15 protein-coding genes are annotated in these 19767 nt (G+C 61.8%); 4 read left to right on the top strand and 11 right to left on the bottom strand.

Features of this window, described 5'->3' with window-relative positions:
- Positions 1-36: 36 nt before the first annotated feature.
- The 4 genes from IAE38_RS21135 to IAE38_RS21120 form a co-directional block, all read right to left on the bottom strand.
- Positions 37-657 carry a phosphoribosylanthranilate isomerase gene (locus IAE38_RS21135; protein WP_201219136.1) on the bottom strand — a complete coding sequence of 207 codons (621 nt, stop codon included), beginning with the start codon at positions 655-657 and terminating at the stop codon, positions 37-39.
- Positions 658-716: 59 nt separating this feature from the next.
- A complete protein-coding gene (gene truA / locus IAE38_RS21130; protein WP_201165111.1) occupies positions 717-1571 on the bottom strand; it encodes a tRNA pseudouridine(38-40) synthase TruA in 855 nt (284 codons plus the stop codon).
- 120 nt (positions 1572-1691) lie between these two features.
- Positions 1692-4247: a FimV/HubP family polar landmark protein gene (locus IAE38_RS21125; protein ID WP_201219134.1), complete on the bottom strand. Its 2556-nt coding sequence runs from the start codon at positions 4245-4247 to the stop codon at positions 1692-1694.
- 71 nt (positions 4248-4318) lie between these two features.
- Positions 4319-5323: an aspartate-semialdehyde dehydrogenase gene (locus IAE38_RS21120; protein ID WP_201219132.1), complete on the bottom strand. Its 1005-nt coding sequence runs from the start codon at positions 5321-5323 to the stop codon at positions 4319-4321.
- A gap of 174 nt (positions 5324-5497) precedes the next feature.
- Between IAE38_RS21120 and IAE38_RS21115 the strand changes: the two genes are divergently transcribed.
- Both IAE38_RS21115 and IAE38_RS21110 read left to right on the top strand, forming a co-directional pair.
- Positions 5498-6439 carry a hypothetical protein gene (locus IAE38_RS21115; RefSeq protein WP_201219130.1) on the top strand — a complete coding sequence of 314 codons (942 nt, stop codon included), beginning with the start codon at positions 5498-5500 and terminating at the stop codon, positions 6437-6439.
- Positions 6415-8583, top strand: a complete 2169-nt coding sequence (locus IAE38_RS21110) for a TagA domain-containing protein (protein WP_201219128.1) — start codon at positions 6415-6417, stop codon at positions 8581-8583. Before IAE38_RS21115 ends, IAE38_RS21110 begins: the two co-directional genes overlap by 25 nt.
- A gap of 82 nt (positions 8584-8665) precedes the next feature.
- Here the strand turns inward: IAE38_RS21110 and asd are convergent, their stop codons facing one another.
- The 4 genes from asd to leuC all read right to left on the bottom strand — a co-directional run bounded on the left by asd (position 8666) and on the right by leuC (position 13087).
- A complete protein-coding gene (asd, locus tag IAE38_RS21105; RefSeq protein WP_201165118.1) occupies positions 8666-9778 on the bottom strand; it encodes an aspartate-semialdehyde dehydrogenase in 1113 nt (370 codons plus the stop codon).
- A gap of 62 nt (positions 9779-9840) precedes the next feature.
- Positions 9841-10923 carry a 3-isopropylmalate dehydrogenase gene (gene leuB / locus IAE38_RS21100; protein WP_201219126.1) on the bottom strand — a complete coding sequence of 361 codons (1083 nt, stop codon included), beginning with the start codon at positions 10921-10923 and terminating at the stop codon, positions 9841-9843.
- 89 nt (positions 10924-11012) lie between these two features.
- A complete protein-coding gene (gene leuD / locus IAE38_RS21095; RefSeq protein ID WP_201219124.1) occupies positions 11013-11657 on the bottom strand; it encodes a 3-isopropylmalate dehydratase small subunit in 645 nt (214 codons plus the stop codon).
- Positions 11654-13087, bottom strand: a complete 1434-nt coding sequence (gene leuC / locus IAE38_RS21090; RefSeq protein WP_028632363.1) for a 3-isopropylmalate dehydratase large subunit — start codon at positions 13085-13087, stop codon at positions 11654-11656. The genes leuD and leuC overlap by 4 nt, the downstream gene beginning before the upstream one ends.
- A gap of 130 nt (positions 13088-13217) precedes the next feature.
- Between leuC and IAE38_RS21085 the strand changes: the two genes are divergently transcribed.
- Together IAE38_RS21085 and IAE38_RS21080 are read left to right on the top strand one after the other, a co-directional pair.
- Positions 13218-14096 carry a LysR family transcriptional regulator gene (locus IAE38_RS21085; protein WP_201165122.1) on the top strand — a complete coding sequence of 293 codons (879 nt, stop codon included), beginning with the start codon at positions 13218-13220 and terminating at the stop codon, positions 14094-14096.
- Between the two features lie 59 nt (positions 14097-14155).
- A complete protein-coding gene (locus IAE38_RS21080) occupies positions 14156-17452 on the top strand; it encodes a sensor domain-containing protein (protein ID WP_201219122.1) in 3297 nt (1098 codons plus the stop codon).
- A gap of 54 nt (positions 17453-17506) precedes the next feature.
- On the opposite strand, the gene IAE38_RS21075 is transcribed toward IAE38_RS21080, so the two are convergent.
- From IAE38_RS21075 to IAE38_RS21065, 3 genes are all read right to left on the bottom strand, one after another.
- Entirely contained in the window at positions 17507-17950 is a 444-nt protein-coding gene (locus IAE38_RS21075; protein WP_028632360.1) for an Hsp20 family protein, read from the bottom strand.
- A gap of 130 nt (positions 17951-18080) precedes the next feature.
- Positions 18081-19052, bottom strand: coding sequence for a tRNA dihydrouridine synthase (locus IAE38_RS21070; protein WP_201219119.1), 972 nt, complete (start codon positions 19050-19052; stop codon positions 18081-18083).
- A 52-nt stretch (positions 19053-19104) separates the two neighbouring features.
- A complete protein-coding gene (locus tag IAE38_RS21065; protein WP_028632358.1) occupies positions 19105-19539 on the bottom strand; it encodes an acyl-CoA thioesterase in 435 nt (144 codons plus the stop codon).
- Positions 19540-19767: the final 228 nt, after the last annotated feature.

Raw genomic sequence — 19767 nt, 5'->3', positions numbered from 1 at the left:
TATGGACGATGGCGCGCGGCCAGCCGTCACATCCGCTCAAGCCTGTTTCACCGCGCGCACGAACGCCTCGATCTTTGCAGCGTCCTTGATACCCTTGGCCTGCTCTACCCCGCCACTGACGTCGACGGCGTAAGGGCGCACCTGAGCAATGGCCTGCCCCACGTTTTCCGGGGACAGCCCACCTGCCAGGATGATCGGCTTGTTGAGCCCGGCAGGCACCAGGGACCAGTCGAACGCCTCGCCCGTGCCGCCCGGAATACCTGGTACATAGGTGTCCAGCAAGATGCCCTGGGCAGCAGCATAATGCTGACAGGCCGCCTGCAGATCGTCGCCCGGGCGCACCCGCAATGCCTTGATCCATGGACGGTTGTGGCCAGCACAGTCCTGCGGGCTTTCGTCGCCGTGGAACTGTAGCAGGTCCAAAGGTACCACTTCGAGGATCTCGCTCAGCTCGCAGCGCGATGCATTGACGAACAGCCCAACCGTGGTCACAAACGGCGGCAGCTCGGCGATGATCGCCCGGGCCTGGCGTACGTCTACAGCGCGCGGGCTCTTGGCATAGAACACGAAGCCGATGGCATCGGCACCGGCTTCAGCTGCCGCCAGCGCGTCTTCGATGCGGGTGATACCGCAGATCTTGCTGCGAACGATGCTCATGGACAGCGACCCTGTTAACACGGTGAAGGGCCGAATGTTAGCAAATGCCCTGGCGTGCGTCAGTCTGCCAATGCCTCATAGCCTGTGAGAAAGTGTGGGCCGATGTAACGCTGCGGCAGGGCGAACTCATCGGGGTACTCCACCTGCACCAGGTAGAGCCCGAACGGGTGGGCTGTGACGCCACCATGGCGGCGGTCACACCCCTCCAGCACCTCACGTGCCCATTCCACCGGGCGCTCACCGGCGCCAATGGCCATGAGCACACCCGCGATATTGCGCACCATGTGATGCAAAAACGCCGTAGCGCGCACGTCCAGCACGATCATCTGCCCGTGACGGGTAACCCGCAGGTGATAGATGTGCTTGATCGGCGACTTGGCCTGGCACTGGCTGGCACGAAACGCACTGAAGTCGTGTGTACCCAGCAAGCTCTGCGCGGCTTCGGCCATGCGCTGCACATCCAGTGGCCGGTGGTTCCAGGTGACCTCCTCGGCCAGGTGCGCCGGGCGGATGGGGTCGTTGTAGATCACGTAGCGATAACGCCGGGCGCAGGCCTTGAAGCGGGCGTGGAAATCGGCCGGCATGGGCCTGGACCAGACCACACTGATGTCGTGGGGCAAGTTGAAATTGGTACCCATGGTCCAGGCACGCTCGTCACGCACCGCACGGGTGTCGAAGTGCACCACTTGACCACAGCCGTGTACCCCTGCATCGGTACGGCCGGCGCACACAACCGAAATCGCTTCGTTGGCAACTTTCGACAAGGCTTTTTCAAGCGCTTGCTGGACACTTGGCACGCCACTGGCCTGACGCTGCCAACCGCGATAGCGGGCACCTTTGTATTCCACGCCAAGGGCAATACGGGCGTAGCCTTCGGCCGCCGATTCTGCGGCAGCGGTGTCGATGATGTCCAAGAAACTGAAACCTGTAGAAAGACTAAATAGCGACGATTATAACGACAACGGCAGCCTGGGAGGGCTGCCGTTACGGGTAAAACCGGCCGGGCGGTGCAGCCCCGGCCAACTCGGCTGCGGTCAAACCAGGCGCGACAGCATGTCTTCGGCCTCTTCACGCTGGCGCTGGTCACCATCCTTTACCACCTCATCAAGGATGTCGCGCGCGCCCTGATGATCACCCATGTCGATATAGGCGCGAGCCAGGTCAAGCTTGGTCGCCACCTCGTCGGCCCCCGAGAAGAAGTCGAAGTCCAAGTCATCCACGGGCTCGGGCTCTGGATTGGCAGCAGCATCCTCAGCGGTGAAATGGGGCTCCAGCGAGGGTGATTCCAGGCTTTGCGACAGCTTGTCCAGCTCTGCGTTGACGTCATCGAGTTCCGACGCGAAGCTGCTCGCCGCGGGCGAGTCGTCGTCCTGCAGCGACAATGACAGGTCGAAGTCTGAAGGCAGGTCGAACTCGGACACCGGGTCAAACGCGGGTGCGTTGTCGAACGCCTCCAGCTCGGCCGCCACGTCGACCGGCGTATCGCCTGGGCCGGCTGGCGCGCCAGGCGCATCGATATCCAGGTCGAAATCGGACAGGTCCGCCGCAGGTTGCACAGCAGCCTCGGCCTTGGCCTGGGCCAGCATCGCTTCGAAGTCATCGTCTGCGCCGGCCTGCTGCTCGTCCAGGCTCAGGTCGAAACTGCTGTCCAAAACCTCGGGTTCCGACGCCTCGAGGGTGGGCACTTCGCCTGGGGCCTGTGGTTGGTCCACCGGCTCTGCAGCCGGCGCTGGCGCCGGCTGCTCATCCAGAAGCCCCTGCACATACTGCTCGTCCATCTTGGCGGCCAATGCGGCGGCGCCCAGGCCAGCGGCGGCCAGTGCGATCATCGCCGGGTAGCGCTCTTTGAGCCTGGCCACCTCTGCCGTATTCGTGGCATTGGCCGGCAGCTTGTGCTCCTGTTCCACGAATGCGCTCTGGTCACCCTGGCGGGCATACACTTCCATCAGCTTCAAGCGCAGGTCGTCACGCCCAGGGGCGGCGGCAATGGCAGGCTCCAGCAGCTCCGTAGCGCGGTTGAGACGGCCTTCTGCCAGGCATTCTTCGACCTGCACCAGGACAGCGGCGTATGGATCGGCCACCGGCTCCGGTGCCACCGCTTTTTCCGCCGCGGTGGCAGCCGCTGCGGAGGCAGCCACCACAGCCGGGGACAGGGTCACGGTTGGCGGTGAGACCTCGACACCCTCAAGGCTGCCAACATCGGGGTCAAAGCCCGCAATCTGCTCTTCCTCCAGCGCCCGCGCCATGCGTAGGTGCTTTTCGGCCTCCTGCTGCGCCTTGCGCCGACGTGCCAGCAGCCACAACAGAAGCGCCAACACCAACAGCGTAGAACCGGCGATCAACCATAGCAGCCAACGGTTACCCAGGATCTGCTCCAATGCATCGGGAGCAGTTGGCGCGTCAGCCTGAGCGGGTTGGGGCGCCGTATCGGCTGCGGCAGGGGCCGGCTCGATCACCGGCTGAACTGCAACAGGTGGCTGGGTTACAGCAGCGGTACTCGCGGCGTCGGCGACAGGCTGCACGGGTGCAGCAGCGTCAACTGCGGGCTGGGCCGGCGCGGCAGCATCGGGCGCGGGGGTGGCTGCCCCTTGAGCCTCAAGCCTGGCCAACTGGTCGTTCTTCAATTCGATGAGACGCTGCAGTTTGTCCAGCTGGCTCTGCAGGTCCGTCATGCGGCTGTGCAGCTCTTCGTTGTCACGACGGCTGGTGTCCAGGCTCTCCTGAGCCACGGCCAGTTTGTCGTTCAACGCCTTGGCCTGACCCGCGCCGGCCTGGCCGCCCGGGCTGACCAGGCGCAGGTTGTCGCCCTGGGCAATCGCCGCAGGCGCGGCGCCGGCGGTACCACGGCGGGTCGCGTCCAGCTGGCGGGCACGGGGACCCAGCCGGCGCCCCTCACGCCAGGCTGCATATTGTTCGGCAACCTCGCGGTTGGCCTCGCCCTGGGGAATGCTCTGAACCTGCTGCGAGTCCGGCAGGCGCAGCACCTGCCCCACCTTGAGCTGGTTGATGTTGTTGCCGATGAACGCGTCCGGGTTAAGCGCCTGGATCGCAATCATGGTCTGCTGAATAGAGCCGCCCTGTGCATTGCGTGCGGCAATCTGCCAGAGGGTATCGCGGCGCTGAGTGGTGTAACTGCCGGCCGCCGTGACCGCGGGCGCTACATTGCCGGGCGCCGCCTGCCCACCCTGGGCCTTGGCCTGGTCGAGCATCACGCTGTAATCACGCAGCAGGCGGCCTTGGGGCCACATCACCTGCACCAGAAACTTCACCACCGGGCCGGGCATGGGCTGGCTGGATGTCACCCGCAGCACGCTTTTGCCGTTTGGGTTGATCACCGGGGTAAAGGTGAGGTCTTGCAGCCCGCTGGCAAAAGGCACGCCAGCCTTGGTGAAATCCTCGGCGGGCGCCAGGCTGGGCGCCACTTCGGCAGCGGTGAGGTCGCGCACATCGAGCAGTTCGATCTCGGCATCGAGCGGCTGGTTCTGCGCCGACTTGAGGGTCAGTTCCCCCAGGCCCAAGGCATTCGCCATGCCAGACGACAGCGCCGATGCTGCAGCCATGGCCAGAACCAGTTTGCGAATTCGAAGCATGAACTCTTCCCTTGTATGGATCGTCCCGAAACGTGCAGGCGAAGCTGAACAGACGTGCTCGCCAGTATCTTTTACAGCCTGTCTTTAATCAACAATTGCGCTATTTGCACCGCGTTGAGCGCGGCGCCCTTGCGCACATTGTCGGTGGTCAACCACAGGTTGAGTTGCTGCGCATCATCAATACCCTGACGTACACGTCCAACATAGACCACGTCCTGGCCCACTGCGTCCCCAACCGGGGTCGGATAATCATCACGCTCCACCAGTTCGACGCTATCCGCCACGTTCAGCGCCTGGTTGACCGCGTCAAGATCGACCGCACCACGGCTCTGCACTGCCACATTGAAGCTATCGCCGAAAAACACCGGTACTTGAATACAGGTAACCGAGAGTTGCAGGTCGGGAAGGCCAAGCACAGCCCGCAGCTCCTGCACCAGGCGGCGCTCAACAGCAGTATGGCCCTGGTCATCCGGGGCGCCGACCTGAGGCAGCAAGTTGAACGCCACCTGCCTGTCGAAGAACCGTGGCTCCAGAGGGCGAGCGTTCAGCAACTCGGCTGTTTGCCGCGCCAGCTCGCTGACCGCCTCGCGGCCTTGGGCAGATACCGCCAGGGACGCGACCACCTGGACACGCTCGATGTCCAGCAGGTGCCGAAGCGGCGCCAGCGTGGTCGCAACGGCGACCGCCGCCGAACAAGGGCTGGTGATGAGCGCCGGAGTACTGACCCCCGCCAACTGCTCGGCATTGGCCTCTGGCACAACCGGCAGCGCGCCGACCAGCGCGCCAGATAAATCGATTACCGTACAGCCCGCTTGCACCGCCTTGTGGGCAAATGCCTGGCTGACCGTGGCACCCGCCGCGAAGAACGCCAGCTTGACCTGGGCAAAATCGAAACTGTCGACTTCACGCACCTTGAGCTTCTTGCCGGCAAACATCACGCTGCTGCCTGCCGACTCCATGCTCGCCAGCAGGTGCAGGGTGCGTACCGGGAAGTCCAGCTCTTCGAGGACCTGTACAAGCGTTTCACCGACGCTGCCGGTGGCGCCCACAACGGCGATATCCAGGGGTTGGCTCATGTTAGGTCCTCAATGATAAAAGGGCGGCACTTTACTGCGAATCAGTGGCGCAGCATACCCAAACCTCAATTCACCCCCAGCAAAGCCTGACACCTGACAGTTATGCCAGTACCCGGTTCTATGCCTGCGCCTTAACGTGGTCACCAACAATGGCTTACGTCAGGGGTACCCCAAATGATTGCTTGCTCGATATCAAGGTTTGCGCGCTGCCTCACGATTGCAGGGGCAAGTCTGCTTGCCTGGCCGGCTGCGGCGCAGGATAACCTGCAGCCGGCACCCACGGTGCGCAACGATTTGCAGGGGCCCCTGGCGGGGCAAGTAGATTTCGCACAGACACACGTAGTAGCGGCCACCCGCCGCGTTTTCGACCCACTGCTGGTCCCGGATAAAAGCGCGCTGGTCATGTTCAGGCCACACGCGCCTATAACCGATGTTGAACTGGTTATCGAGGCGGATGGCAAGCGAAGCACCGTCGTGATGAGCCGCCCTGAAGCGCTGCCCGAGGCGGCCACTTATGATCAAGAAAACACATTTTCCGGGAATATTATCGAAGGTAGCTATCCGCCATATCGAAGCGGGACATTTTCCTATCAGATCCCCTGGAACCTCTTCAGGCCCTCAACAAAACTCAGCTTTCAACAAGCTGGCCGGTCCGACATGAACGGCACATTGCCGGCCTCAAAGTTTGTGTTCATGACGCCACAAAGCAATGGGTTTGCCTTGATGAATATCAAAGGCTGCATCTTCAAAGACCCGTCCAGTTGCAAAACCACACTCGACCAGTTCGACGGCGAACTGCAGCCGCTCACTGCCCGTATCGCCGCTCGCGAAATGCTCTCTGAACTGCCCACCCAGCGGCTCTACCTGGGTACCGGCATGGCCTATTGGCCCAACATCATTGCCATCGGCCCCGACGGCAAGCCCCACGTATACAATCAGAGCAACGGCATGCAGTGGGCTGAATTTGGCGACAGAACGCTGCCTGCCAAAGTAGGCATGGGTAACTACTGGCGGGCGGCATCGAACCTGGGCGACAAAAAACCGGGGTCCCGGTCGCAATTACCGGGCAACTGCTCGATGCGCCGGATGGCATGCCGGTGCTTCCCCCGGGCATAGCTGCAAGTTGCGGTGGCAACAGTTGCAACTACCCAGCCATCCCAGATGGTTACTGGCACGAAACGGGTCACGGCCTGGGGCTGCCGCATGATACCCCTGGTCGTTATGAAGACTGGGCTTATCGCGCCTACGACAACATCTTCCTGCCCAACACCCACCCGGATCCACAACGTTACAGCCTGCCCGTAGACTACTTGGGCAAACATTATTTCGGACATGTATTGGGCTCGCTTGCGGCCGCGCCCTGGCACCCAAGCACGGCATCCGCACCATTGATCGATGAGTTCGAGACCCTTGGCCAAGGCTCGAGACGATCAAGCTGGAAACGCTACATCGCCCCCTATACACACCAGCAGACCCTGGTGGTCCAGCGGCGTTTCGGCACCCTCCCTGATAATCTTGAGTACGCAGGGGTGGGCGACGACCACCGCCCGACGCAGGCAGCCAACGCGGCCAGTACAGCCGCAACCTCCGCGTTGGCTGCACGGGAAGAAGACAGCCTGGACAACGGCATTGCCCCTAGTGCCCAGCCCGCGCTGCTGACACCCCAAGGCGCCGAGCCTGAACCTATCGAAACCGGCGTACCGGTACATACGCTTGTCACGACTTTCTCGAGCCCCGACCATAACCAGGATGGCATCAACCAGATCTACCCAGCCATCATCAGCAACTTCGGCAATGTCTTCAGCCCCGCCACAGGTAACACGGTGAGCGCCAACACCAAGGCTATCGACAGCTCGGCCCACCGGCTGGTGACCTACGGCGGTCGCTGCCTGGCGGCTCAAGGCACCCACCTTGTCCTGCAGGGTTGCGCCGATGACGGCAGTGCGCTTCAAGTAGAGCGCGTCGCCCCCGCCAATGCTGATGAAACCAAGCTTGCGCCTGTGCTGGTAATCCGCAATAGCAGCGGCCAGTGCCTGGACTATTCCCTCACCTTTCGCACCTGTGACAGCTCGGACACTCAAGTGCGCTGGCGCGGCCGGGAGGACCTGACAGGAACCCCGCAAGCGTTGAAACTGCAGGAGGGCCAACGTGGCATGTTCATCACGGCCAAAGGCGCAGACGGCGTGGAATTGATGGCCAACAGCGATGCCAACATGCTCGATCACCTCCAGCCAGGTGAAGACCAAGCACCCCATAGCTACCGTATCGACATTCACTACAGCGACAACAAGACCGAATCGCACCCGCTGTACCATGGGCCGATGCGCAAGGATTCGCTCAGAACCGCTGTATTCAATGTCAGCTCTGGGCGCGAACCGGTCAAGGCGGTGCTCAAGGTGGACGACATTACCGTGCAGGAGCGAGCGCTGGAGCGCAACACACTACCGGGCGTCATCGCCATGGGTGCCGAATATGGGGAGCAGATACCCCAGGCTTGGCCACCTACTTGGCTGTATTCCGATGAAAAGAGCGCCTGCCTGGCAGCCACGGCTGACGGCCTCAAATACACGCCATGCGACGCACAGGCCGTTTGGCGCTTGCCCAAAAAGAATGCTTATCCAAAACAATTCGACAGCTTTGAACCCGTGTCGATTACCGGTCGATGCATCAATGTCGCATTGCGAACCGATGAATGCAGATTCCCCGCCAACGATACACTGTGGTGGACGCGAGAAGACCTTGACCACGGCCCCTCGGAAATTTACCTGCAGGAAAACAAAACCGGTCGTTTCATCACGCCGTCTGGCGGCAGTAACACCCCCACACTGGCCCCCCTGCAAGAAAATCAGAAGCTGAGAAAAATCCCCATTTCCAGGTTCGCCCTCTGCCAGCAAAACAAGTGCATGGCCACAGTCGGCAACAAGGTCGCCCTGGTAACGGGCTACCAGGGTGGGCCACTGAAAATGTGGTACCTGGTCAGCACATCCAGTACGCCATTCCCGTTCATGAAGTCCACCTTCCTGATGATGAACGCGGATGGCCAGTGCCTTAACGATCAGTTGCAGCTACAGCACTGTAGCGATTCGCAGACCCAAAAATTGTTATGGCGAGCAAACAGCCCATTACCCTGGAGCGCAAAAATGGCCATTCAACACGATGCCAACGACCTGTTCCTGACCGCCGACCCTTCAGGCACGCTGTCGCTGCAGCAGCGCGACGAAAACACTGAGCCTGACTTCTCGTACAAGCTGCTCCCCTGATGACCGCAGCGCGTACTTGATGAAAAACGCCCCGCCTGGTAAGACCAGGCGGGGCGTTTTTTAAACGGCTGCGCGGCTCAGATCACCGCTCCAGCAGAATCCGCAACATGCGCCGCAATGGTTCTGCAGCCCCCCACAGCAGCTGATCACCCACGGTGAAAGCACCCAGGTACTGGGAGCCCATGTTCAGCTTGCGCAAACGGCCAACCGGAATGTTCAGGGTGCCGGTGACGTTGGTCGGGGTCAGCTCCTGCATGCTGATCTCGCGCTGGTTGGGCACCAGCTTCACCCAGGGGTTGTGCTGGCTGATCATGCCTTCGATGTCGGCGATCGGCACGTCCTTGTTCAGCTTGATGGTCAGCGCCTGGCTGTGGCAGCGCATGGCACCGATACGCACGCAGATACCGTCGACCGGGATCGGGCTCTTGAACCGGCCCAGAATCTTGTTGGTCTCGGCCTGCGCCTTCCACTCTTCGCGGCTTTGGCCGTTAGGCAGTTCCTTGTCGATCCACGGGATCAGGCTGCCGGCCAGGGGCACACCAAAGTTTTCCGCCGGGTACGCGTCGCTGCGCATGGCCTCTGCCACCTTGCGATCGATGTCCAGAATGGCGCTGGCCGGGTTGGCCAGGTCATCGGCCACCGCGGCATGGGTAGCGCCCATCTGCTTGATCAGCTCACGCATGTTCTGCGCACCGGCACCCGAGGCTGCCTGGTAGGTCATGGCGCTCATCCACTCCACCAGGCCGGCTTCGAATAGCCCACCCAGGCCCATCAACATGAGGCTGACGGTGCAGTTGCCGCCAATGAAGTTCTTGGTGCCAGCGTCCAGCTGATGATCGATGTGCTTGCGATTGACGGGGTCGAGCACGATCACAGCGTCATCCTGCATGCGCAGGGAAGATGCAGCATCGATCCAATAACCCTGCCAGCCGGCTTCACGCAGCTTGGGGAAGACCTCGTTGGTGTAGTCGCCGCCCTGGCAGGTCAGGATCACGTCGAGGGTCTTGAGCTCTTCGATGGAGTACGCATCCTTGAGCGGAGCGGTCTCCTTGCCCACGTTGGGGCCTTGGCCACCAATGTTGGAGGTGGTGAAGAACACGGGCTCGATAAGGTCGAAATCCTGCTCCTCCAGCATCCGCTGCATGAGCACGGAACCAACCATGCCGCGCCAACCGATCAGACCTACACGTTTCATCGCAACTACACCTTTGCTAAAAGTGGGCCGCCATCGGGATTGGGGATGACGGGCCAGAGAGATTACAGATTCCGCAGCGCTGCGACTACTGCGTCGCCCATTTCCTGCGTACCTACCTTGCGGCACCCTTCGGAGAAGATATCACCGGTGCGCAGGCCCTGGTCCAGGACCAGGCTGACCGCCTTCTCGATGGCGTCGGCTGCAACTGCCTGGTCGAAGCTATAGCGCAGCATCATCGACACCGAGAGAATGGTTGCCAGCGGGTTGGCGATGCCCTGCCCGGCGATGTCCGGTGCCGAACCGTGGCATGGCTCGTACATGCCCTTGTTGTCGGCATCCAGCGAGGCCGAGGGCAGCATGCCGATAGAACCGGTGAGCATGGAAGCTTCATCCGACAGGATGTCGCCGAACATGTTGTCGGTGACCATCACGTCGAACTGCTTGGGCGCACGGACCAACTGCATGGCAGCGTTATCGACATACATGTGGCTCAATTCTACATCCGGGTAGCCCTTGGCCACGTCTTCGACCACTTCACGCCACAGCTGGCTGGAGGCCAGAACGTTAGCCTTGTCGACCGAGCACAGCTTCTTGCCACGTACACGGGCCATGTCGAAGCCGACACGGGCAATGCGACGGATTTCGCTCTCGCTGTAAGGCAGGGTGTCATATGCCTGGCGCTCACCGCCTTCCAGCTCGCGCTGACCACGCGGTGCGCCGAAATAAATGCCGCCGGTGAGCTCACGTACAATAAGAATGTCCAGGCCCGACACGATTTCCGGCTTCAGCGACGAGGCATCGGCCAGTTGCGGGTAGAGGATGGCCGGGCGCAGGTTGGCAAACAGCCCCAGCTGCGAGCGAATCTTCAGCAGGCCGCGCTCAGGACGGATATCACGCTCGATCTTGTCCCATTTCGGCCCGCCAACGGCCCCCAGCAACACGGCATCCGCCTTGCGGGCACGCTCCAGGGTTTCATCTGCCAGCGGTACACCGTGCTTGTCGATGGCTGCACCACCGATCACGTCATGGGCCAGGGTAAAGCCAAGCTGGAACCGGTCGTTGGCCAGCTCCAGCACCTTGACCGCCTCTGCCATGATTTCCGGGCCGATACCGTCACCTGGAAGAATCAGAATCTGCTTGCTCATGCTTTCCTCTATCCAATCTTGGGGCGCAGCCAGGCGGCTGCGCCGAACTGTTACTGCTGACCGGCAGCCAGCGAACCTGACTTTAGCAATCAGGCGTCACGAAAAAGCCACGGCTGGGCAGCGCGATGCTTGCCTTCGAACGCCGCAATGGCATCGCTGTCCTGCAGGGTGAGGCCGATGTCATCCAGCCCGTTGAGCAGGCAGTGCTTGCGGAAGGCATCAATCTCGAAATGCAGCACCTTGCCATCCGGGCGGGTCACCGCCTGTGCCTGCAGGTCGATGGTCAACTGGTAGCCTGGGTTGGCTTCGACCTGGAGGAACAGCTCGTCCACCTCCTCATCGCTGAGGACGATCGGCAACAGGCCATTCTTGAAGCTGTTGTTGAAGAAGATGTCGGCAAAGCTCGGCGCAATGATGCTGCGGAAGCCGTATTCATCCAGCGCCCAGGGCGCGTGCTCACGGCTGGAGCCGCAGCCGAAGTTTTCCCGGGCCAGCAACACGCTGGCGCCCTGGTAGCGGTCGTGGTTGAGGACGAACTCCTGGTTGACCGGGCGCTTGCTGTTGTCCTGGTAGGGCTGGCCCACATCCAGGTAACGCCATTCGTCGAACAGGTTGGGGCCAAAGCCCGTGCGCTTGATCGACTTCAAGAACTGCTTGGGGATGATCTGGTCGGTATCGACGTTGGCGCGGTCCAACGGGGCAACCAGGCCGATGTGCTGGGTAAAGGCTTTCATGCTGCGCTCCCTTGGATCAACTCGCGGACGTCGATGAAATGGCCAGTGACCGCTGCGGCGGCTGCCATGGCCGGGCTGACCAGGTGAGTGCGCCCGCCAGCGCCCTGACGGCCTTCGAAGTTACGGTTGGAGGTGGATGCACAGTGCTCGCCACTCTCCAGCCGGTCCGGGTTCATCGCCAGGCACATCGAGCAACCGGGCTCGCGCCATTCGAACCCAGCCTCGAGGAAGACCTTGTCCAGGCCCTCGCGCTCGGCCTGGGCCTTGACCAGCCCGGAACCCGGCACAACGATGGCCTGCTTGACCGTCGCTGCCACCTTGCGCCCCTTGGCGATTTGCGCAGCCGCCCGCAGGTCTTCGATACGCGAGTTGGTGCAGGAGCCGATGAACACGCGGTCCAGACGGATGTCGGTGATCGCCTGGTTAGCGGTGAGGCCCATGTACTTCAAGGCCCGCTCGATCGAGCCGCGCTTGATCAGGTCGCTTTCGGCGGCAGGGTCCGGCACGCGCTGGTCTACAGCCAGTACCATTTCAGGCGAGGTACCCCAGCTGACCTGCGGCTTGATCTGGCTGGCATCCAGTTCGACCACGGTATCGAACACGGCATCATCGTCGGAAACCAGGTCTTTCCAGGCCTCCACGGCACGGGTCCACTGCTCGCCCTTGGGCGCATACGGGCGGCCTTCGACGTAGGCGACGGTGGTGGCATCGGTAGCCACCAGGCCGACACGGGCACCTGCCTCGATGGACATGTTGCAGATGGTCATGCGGCCTTCCATCGACAATTCGCGGATGGCGCTGCCAGCAAACTCCATGGCGTGGCCATTGCCACCGGCCGTGCCGATCTTGCCGATCACGGCCAGGACGATGTCCTTGGCGGTGACGCCGGCAGGCAACTGGCCTTCGACGCGCACCAGCATGTTCTTCATCTTCTTGGCGACCAGGCACTGGGTGGCGAGCACGTGCTCCACCTCGGAAGTGCCGATGCCGTGGGCCAAGGCACCGAAAGCGCCGTGGGTGGAGGTGTGCGAGTCACCGCAGACCACCGTCATGCCTGGCAAGGTGGCACCCTGCTCCGGGCTGATGACGTGGACGATGCCCTGGCGCTCGTCATTCATCTTGAATTCGACGATGCCATATTCGTCACAGTTCTCGTCGAGGGTTTGCACCTGCAGGCGCGACACCTGGTCGACGATGGCGTCGATCCCACCCTTGCGCTCCGGCGTGGTCGGCACGTTGTGGTCAGGGGTGGCAATGTTGGTATCGATGCGCCACGGCTTGCGCTGGGCCAGGCGCAGGCCTTCGAAGGCCTGAGGCGAGGTAACCTCGTGGATGATATGGCGGTCGATGTAGATCAAGGACGAGCCGTCATCACGGCGCTTGACCTCATGGGCTTCCCAGAGTTTGTCGTAGAGCGTTTTGCCAGCCATCAGACTGTTCCTCATCAGCGTCTTTCTATGCCAAAGACCCCTTGGCTTGTACGGTCGATGCTATGGGGTTAGATTGAATAACTCAAATTCATAATTTTTATCCTTCGGATAACCATAAGGAATCCAATCAGTGGACCTGGCCAACCTCAGCGCATTTATTGCCATTGCGGAAACGGGGAGTTTTTCCGGTGCCGGTGAGCGCCTGTTCCTCACCCAGCCCGCCATCAGCAAACGCATCGCCGGGCTGGAACAACAGTTGGATGTACGGCTGTTCGACCGCCTTGGCCGCGAGGTCACCTTGACCGAGGCCGGGCGCGCCTTGCTGCCCAGGGCCTACCAGATTCTGAGCGTGTTAGATGATACCCGACGCGCGCTGACCAACCTGTCAGGTGAAATCGGTGGTCGCCTGACTCTGGCCACCAGCCATCATATCGGCCTGCATCGGCTGCCCCCCCTGTTACGGGCTTTCACCCGACAACACCCTGCCGTAGCGCTGGATATTCAGTTCCTTGATTCGGAACAGGCCTACGATGAAATTCTCCATGGCCGCGCCGAAATTGCGGTCATCACCCTGGCGCCGGAACCCCACCACCTGATCAAGGCCGTACCCGTGTGGGAAGACGCACTGGATTTCGTCGCGGCCCCCGAACACCCCCTGGCCAGCAACCAGGCCGTCACCCTCGCCGATGTTGCCCGCCACCCGGCTGTGTTTCCGGGCGGCAATACCTTCACCCACCACATCGTCCAGCGCCTGTTCGAAAGCCAGGGCCTGACCCCCAACATCGCCATGAGCACCAACTACCTGGAAACGATCAAGATGATGGTTTCGATCGGCCTGGCATGGAGCGTTCTGCCGCGCACCATGCTGGACGAGCAGGTGGCACCCATCGCTCTGCCCGGCATTCAGCTGTCGCGCCAGCTAGGCTACATTTTGCACACGGAGCGTACCCTATCGAACGCGGCCAAGGCGTTCATGGCCCTGCTCGATAGCCACGCAGGGCCCGACTGAGGCGCCGGCAGCCCGGCATTACCCTCAAGGATGCGTCACAAGCCAAAGGTCTGGTAACCATGCCCAAATCAGCGAACCGTTTCATGCGCCTGCCGCGGATCCCTGCGGCTGACCCTGAGGAGTCGGAACAGGCCTGGCAGAACGCGCCGCAACTGCTGGCTGCGCTCAACGGGGCACGCCTGGGCGCTTGGCTGTGGGACATCGAGAGTGGCCGGGTGAGCTGGTCAAGAGGCACTCAAGCCCTGTTCGGCTTCGACCCATTGCGCGCGTTGCCCGACGACATCGACTACCTCGACCTGCTACCGGAGGAAGACCGCGCCCGCACGCGCCAGGCGTTTCAGGCTGTGTTCAATGGCGAACCGGTGGAACGCGCCATGCGGCACCGCATCCGCTGGCCGGATGGCAGCCTGCATTGGCTGGAGATCAATGGCAGCCTTACCCACGACCAGCACGGCCGGCCGCAGATGATCGGAGTGGTACGGGAAATCACCCGTCAGCGCGAGCGCGAAACGGCCCTGGTCAACTCGGAAAAGCGCCTGGCGACGCTGTTTCACCTCAGCCCCAATGCCATTTTGCTGACCCGTCGTCACGACGGCATGATCTTCGAGGTGAACCGGCATTTCGAAGACACGTTTGCCTGGCCAGGCAACCAGGTGGTCGGTAAAACCAGCCTGGAGCTGGGCCTGTGGGCTAACCCAGAGCAACGCCAGCAAATGCTGGAGGCCACCCGCCTGAGCAGTGGCCCGCTGATCATGGAAGTGCAGTTTCGCGCCAGCAACGGCAGGGTTCACGACGGTATTCTGTGTACCCAGGGCATCGAACTCGAAGGCACCACCTTCCTGCTCAGCACCTTCCTTGACACCACCGAGCGCAAGCGCGCCGAACTTGCGCTAAAGGACAGCCAGGAACGCCTGGACCTGGCGCTGGATTCTGCGCAGTTGGGCACGTGGGACTGGCATATCCCCAGCGGCATGCTGTATGGCTCGGCACGGGCAGCGCAGTTGCACGGTCTGCCCCCTACCCCTTTTCACGAATCCTTCGACGCTTTTTTCGAAGGGGTGCCCGAGCAGGAGCGCAGCTCCATGCGCCAAGCCTATCGCAGCCTGCGCGAAGGCCCTGCGGGCAATTACCAGATCACCTACCGGGTGCAATTGGACAACGGTATCTCACGCTATATCGAAAGCCGCGCCCGGCTGTATCGCGATGAGCAGGGCAACCCTCTGCGCATGGCCGGCACCCTGCTGGACATCACCGACCAGGTAGAGCGCGAACAGCGCCTGAGCGCTTCGGAAGAGAAGTTCGCCAGCCTGTTCCAGGTAAGCCCCGACCCGATCTGCGTGACCCGCCAGGACACCGGGCAATTTATCGAGATCAACCCCGCCTTCACTCACACCTTCGGTTGGGGCGCCGAGCAACTGATCGGCCGTACCGCAGAAGAAATCGGCTTGTGGGGTGAGTCCGTGCAGCGGGCGCAGCGCATCGAACGGGTTATCCGCGAACAAGCCTTGAGCAATGTAGCGGTGGTGGTCAACCACCGTCATGGCGAGGCGCTGACCTGCGTGATCTCAAGCCGCCTGATCACGGTAGACGACCAGCCCTGCAGCGTGACTACCTTACGGGATATCACCCAGCAGCAGCGGGCCGAAGCTGCGCTCAAGGCCAGCGAAGAGAAGTTCGCCAAGGCCTTTCATTCAAGCCCGGACGCAATCACGATCACCGAGTGCCAAAGCGGGCGTTACCTGGAAATCAACGACGGGTTCTGCCGGCTGACCGGCTACAGCGCCAGCGAAGTGGTCGGCCGTACTGTATTCGAGATCGGTATCTGGGCCGATGCCAACCAGCGCAGCTCATTGCTGGCCGAGCTGCGTGAACACGGACGGGTGCATCACCGGGAGATGCTCGGGCGCAACAAGTGCGGCGAATTGCTGACGGTAGAGGTGTCGGTTGAACCGATCATCCTCAACGAAGAAGAATGCCTGCTGATGACCGCCCGCGACGTCAGCCAACTGAAGAACGCCCAGGCGCAGATACGCCACCTGGCCTACCACGACCCACTGACCAATCTGCCCAACCGGGCCTTGCTGATGGACCGCCTGAGCCAGCAGATCGCCCTGCTCAAGCGCCACAACCTGCGCGGTGCCCTGCTGTTTCTGGACCTGGACCACTTCAAGCACATCAACGACTCGCTGGGCCACCCTGTTGGCGACACCGTGCTGAAGATCATCACCGCGCGGCTGGAGGCCAGCGTGCGCCTGGAAGACACCGTGGCGCGCCTGGGCGGGGATGAATTCGTGGTACTACTGAGCGGGTTGGAGGGCAGCCGGGAAACCGTTGAAGAAAAGGTCCGGCAACTGGCCGACACCTTGCGCGAGCTGCTGGCCCAGCCCATGTCACTGGACGGCCAGCGGTTGCAAGTGACACCCAGCATCGGCGTGGCACTGATCCCGGACCACGGCACTACCCCGGCAGACTTGCTCAAGCGCGCCGACATCGCGCTGTACCGGGCCAAGGATTCGGGCCGCAATACCACGCAGGTCTTCCAGGCCACCATGCAGAAGGCCGCCAGCGAGCGCCTGCGCATGGAAAACGACCTGCGTCTGGCATTGGCACGGGGCGAAATGGCGCTGCACTTTCAACCGCAGGTGAATGCCCGCGACAACCGCATCGTCGGCGCCGAAGTGTTGTTGCGCTGGCATCACCCACAGCTGGGCCAGCAGCCGCCCAGCCAGTTCATTCAGGTGCTTGAAGAGAGCGGCCTGATCCTGGAGGTGGGCAACTGGATCCTCGACGAAGCCTGCGATGCCTGCGCGCGCATGCTGGCGGATGGCCTTATAGATGCCCGTGATTTCAGCCTGTGTGTCAACATCAGCCCCAGGCAGTTCCGCCAGAACGACTTCGTCGGGCGCGTTCTACGAAGCCTGAATGACTTCAAGGTGCCTAAACAGATACTGAAATTGGAGATCACCGAAGGCATTGTCATCCAGAACCTCGAGGACACCATCAGCAAGATGCGTGAGCTGAAGGCTTATGGCGTCAGCTTCGCCATGGACGATTTTGGTACAGGCTATTCCTCACTGACTTACCTCAAGCGCCTGCCGGTGGATGCGCTGAAAATTGACCAGTCATTCGTGCGCGACGCGACCGTTGACCCCAACGATGCCGAGATCGTCCGCGCCATCGTGGCCATGGCGCGCAGCCTTGGCCTGGCGGTCATAGCCGAGGGCGTGGAGCTCAGCGAACAACTGGAATTTCTGGAGCAGCTGGGGTGCCACCTCTATCAGGGGTACCTGCACAGCCGTCCCTTGCCGTTGGCAGAATTCCGCCAGATGCTGCTGGAGGCGCCTGCTGTGTATTAACGCCTGCAACGCAAGAAAGGCACCCGAGGGTGCCTTTCTTGTCAGTAGCGCCTGTTAGTTCAGCGCTGGCTGTTCGCCATTGATCGGGATGCGCTTGGCCTTGGCTTCTTCAGGCACGATACGCAGCAGGTCGATGCTGAGCAGGCCGTTGGCAAGGCCCGCTGCCTTGACCTCGATATGGTCGGCAAGCCTGAACGACAGCTTGAAGGCGCGCTGGGCAATACCCTGGTGCAGGTAGGTCACTTGGGCAGCACTGTTGTCGCGCTTGCCGCCAGTGACGGTGAGTACACCTTTCTCCACCTGAAGATCGAGGTCTTCTTCCTGGAAGCCGGCGGCCGCAACCACAATACGGTATTGGTCTTCACCGTGTTTTTCCACGTTGTAGGGTGGGTAGCTGCTACCCGCATCGTTGCGCGCCGCCGACTCGAACAGGTCGTTGAAACGGTCGAAGCCCACGGAGTGGCGGAACAGGGGAGCAAGCGAGAAAGCGGTGGTCATGGTCATAACTCCTGAGTTTTCAGCAAGTAGGTCATTACGCGACCCGACTTCGGCATCGCGTACTCAAGAGATAGGGCCTGGCAAACGGCTTTCAAGGGGAGCCTGAAAAAAATCTGCTCTGCCCTGCGCTTCAAGCCACGCATGCATCCAACGGCTGCTGCTCGGCACCAATAAGCCAGCTAATGCGGGCGCAGTCGTCTTCACGGCGCAGCTCGGTAAACAGAACGACCGCTTCCGGGTAGCTGCGTGTAAGCATGGCCAGCCATTGTTTCATGCGCCCGGGTGCATAACGTGGCGACAGCTTGGCCTGCGCCTGGCGCCAGAACTCGCGTAGCAGCGGCAGCAGTTGCTCCCAGTTCATCGGTTGGTAGTGCTGGCCGGCACGCGCGGCGGCAATCTGCAGCCCCAGGTCGGGTCGCGACACCAGACCGCGGCCCAGCATGATATTTTCGGCACCACTGACCTCGCGGCAACGCCGCCAGTCATCCACCGTCCAGATCTCACCGTTGGCGAACACGGGCACCTTCACCACATCCTGCACGCGAGCTACCCATTCCCAATGCGCAGGCGGCTTGTAGCCCTCAACCTTGGTACGCGCGTGCACCACCAGGTGAGCCGAGCCGCCTTCGGCCAGCGCCATGGCGCACTCCAGCGCACCGTCCGGGCTGTCGAAGCCCAGCCGCATCTTGGCAGTGACGGGAATGTCTGCAGGCACCGCACGGCGCACTTCACGCACGATGGCATGCAGCAACTCCGGTTCCTTGAGCAACACGGCACCGCCACGCGACTTGTTCACCGTCTTGGCTGGGCAGCCGAAGTTGAGGTCGATCACCGGCGCACCCAGCTCGCAGGCCAATGCCGCGTTTTCGGCCAGGCAGGTAGGGTCCGAGCCCAACAGCTGTACACGCATTGGCACCCCAGCGGCGGTGCGCGCTCCCTGGCGCAGCTCAGGCGCCAGTTTGTCGAAGGATGATGGCGGCAGCAGGCGGTCGCATACGCGTATGAATTCGGTGACGCACCAATCGATACCGCCAACGCGGGTAAGCACGTCGCGCAGGATGTTGTCGACCAGCCCCTCCATAGGGGCCAGGGCAATTTGCATGTGAGGGTCTCGATGGGAAAAAGGCGGCAGTCTAGCAAATATCGCCGGCCATTCAGGCGCCGGTCAGCGCTGGGCCATAACCTTCCAGGAACTCAGCCGGCATGCGCCGGGGTTTGCCACTGGACAGTTCGATACAGGCAAATGTGGTCTGGGCTCGCAGCAAGGTCGTGCCATCCTGCGGGCGCCATAGCTGAAAGCGGCGGGTCATGCGCAGGCGCTGGTCCCAATCGATGATCCACGTTGCCAGTTGCAGTGCATCATCCTCGTAGGCTGCGGCCAGGTAATCGATTTCGTGACGCACCACCGCCATCGCCCGGTCCAGGCGCCGATACTCGGCCAGATCCAGACCCAGACGCTGGGAGTGGCGCCAGGCGCAGCGCTCCAGCCAGGTGACATACACCGCATTGTTGGCATGGCCGAGGCCATCGATGTCTTCGCTGCCAACATGCAGGTCGATGATGAAGGGTGCAGGCAGGTCCCAACTCATGTTCAGTTCCCGGACGCAAAAAGGGAATTTAGCAGTGATCTGCGGGCGAATGTCCAGCGTTGTACGGGCACACGCCTGGATCGCTGAGCTTGAATGCAGGCATTTTTCGAGGGGAAAAACAAAAGGCCCATTCAATATTCGAATGAGCCTTAAAAGTCCCGCAAAACGCGGGTAAACATGGCGTCCCCTAGGGGACTCGAACCCCTGTTACCGCCGTGAAAGGGCGGT

This window comes from Pseudomonas sp. S32, assembly GCF_016648095.1.
In the GTDB taxonomy this organism is placed as follows: Bacteria; Pseudomonadota; Gammaproteobacteria; order Pseudomonadales; family Pseudomonadaceae; genus Aquipseudomonas; species Aquipseudomonas parafulva.
Note: the sequence above shows the minus strand (reverse complement) of the source record. Positions and strands in the feature narration are given on the sequence as shown.

Coding starts and splice junctions, on each gene's coding strand:
- IAE38_RS21135 (WP_201219136.1), bottom strand. CDS start 657: ATGAGCATCGTTCGCAGCAAGATCTGCGGTATCACCCGCATCGAAGAC.
- IAE38_RS21125 (WP_201219134.1), bottom strand. CDS start 4,247: ATGCTTCGAATTCGCAAACTGGTTCTGGCCATGGCTGCAGCATCGGCG.
- IAE38_RS21120 (WP_201219132.1), bottom strand. CDS start 5,323: ATGAGCCAACCCCTGGATATCGCCGTTGTGGGCGCCACCGGCAGCGTC.
- IAE38_RS21115 (WP_201219130.1), top strand. CDS start 5,498: ATGATTGCTTGCTCGATATCAAGGTTTGCGCGCTGCCTCACGATTGCA.
- IAE38_RS21110 (WP_201219128.1), top strand. CDS start 6,415: ATGCCGGTGCTTCCCCCGGGCATAGCTGCAAGTTGCGGTGGCAACAGT.
- asd (WP_201165118.1), bottom strand. CDS start 9,778: ATGAAACGTGTAGGTCTGATCGGTTGGCGCGGCATGGTTGGTTCCGTG.
- leuB (WP_201219126.1), bottom strand. CDS start 10,923: ATGAGCAAGCAGATTCTGATTCTTCCAGGTGACGGTATCGGCCCGGAA.
- leuD (WP_201219124.1), bottom strand. CDS start 11,657: ATGAAAGCCTTTACCCAGCACATCGGCCTGGTTGCCCCGTTGGACCGC.
- leuC (WP_028632363.1), bottom strand. CDS start 13,087: ATGGCTGGCAAAACGCTCTACGACAAACTCTGGGAAGCCCATGAGGTC.
- IAE38_RS21080 (WP_201219122.1), top strand. CDS start 14,156: ATGCCCAAATCAGCGAACCGTTTCATGCGCCTGCCGCGGATCCCTGCG.
- IAE38_RS21075 (WP_028632360.1), bottom strand. CDS start 17,950: ATGACCACCGCTTTCTCGCTTGCTCCCCTGTTCCGCCACTCCGTGGGC.
- IAE38_RS21070 (WP_201219119.1), bottom strand. CDS start 19,052: ATGCAAATTGCCCTGGCCCCTATGGAGGGGCTGGTCGACAACATCCTG.
- IAE38_RS21065 (WP_028632358.1), bottom strand. CDS start 19,539: ATGAGTTGGGACCTGCCTGCACCCTTCATCATCGACCTGCATGTTGGC.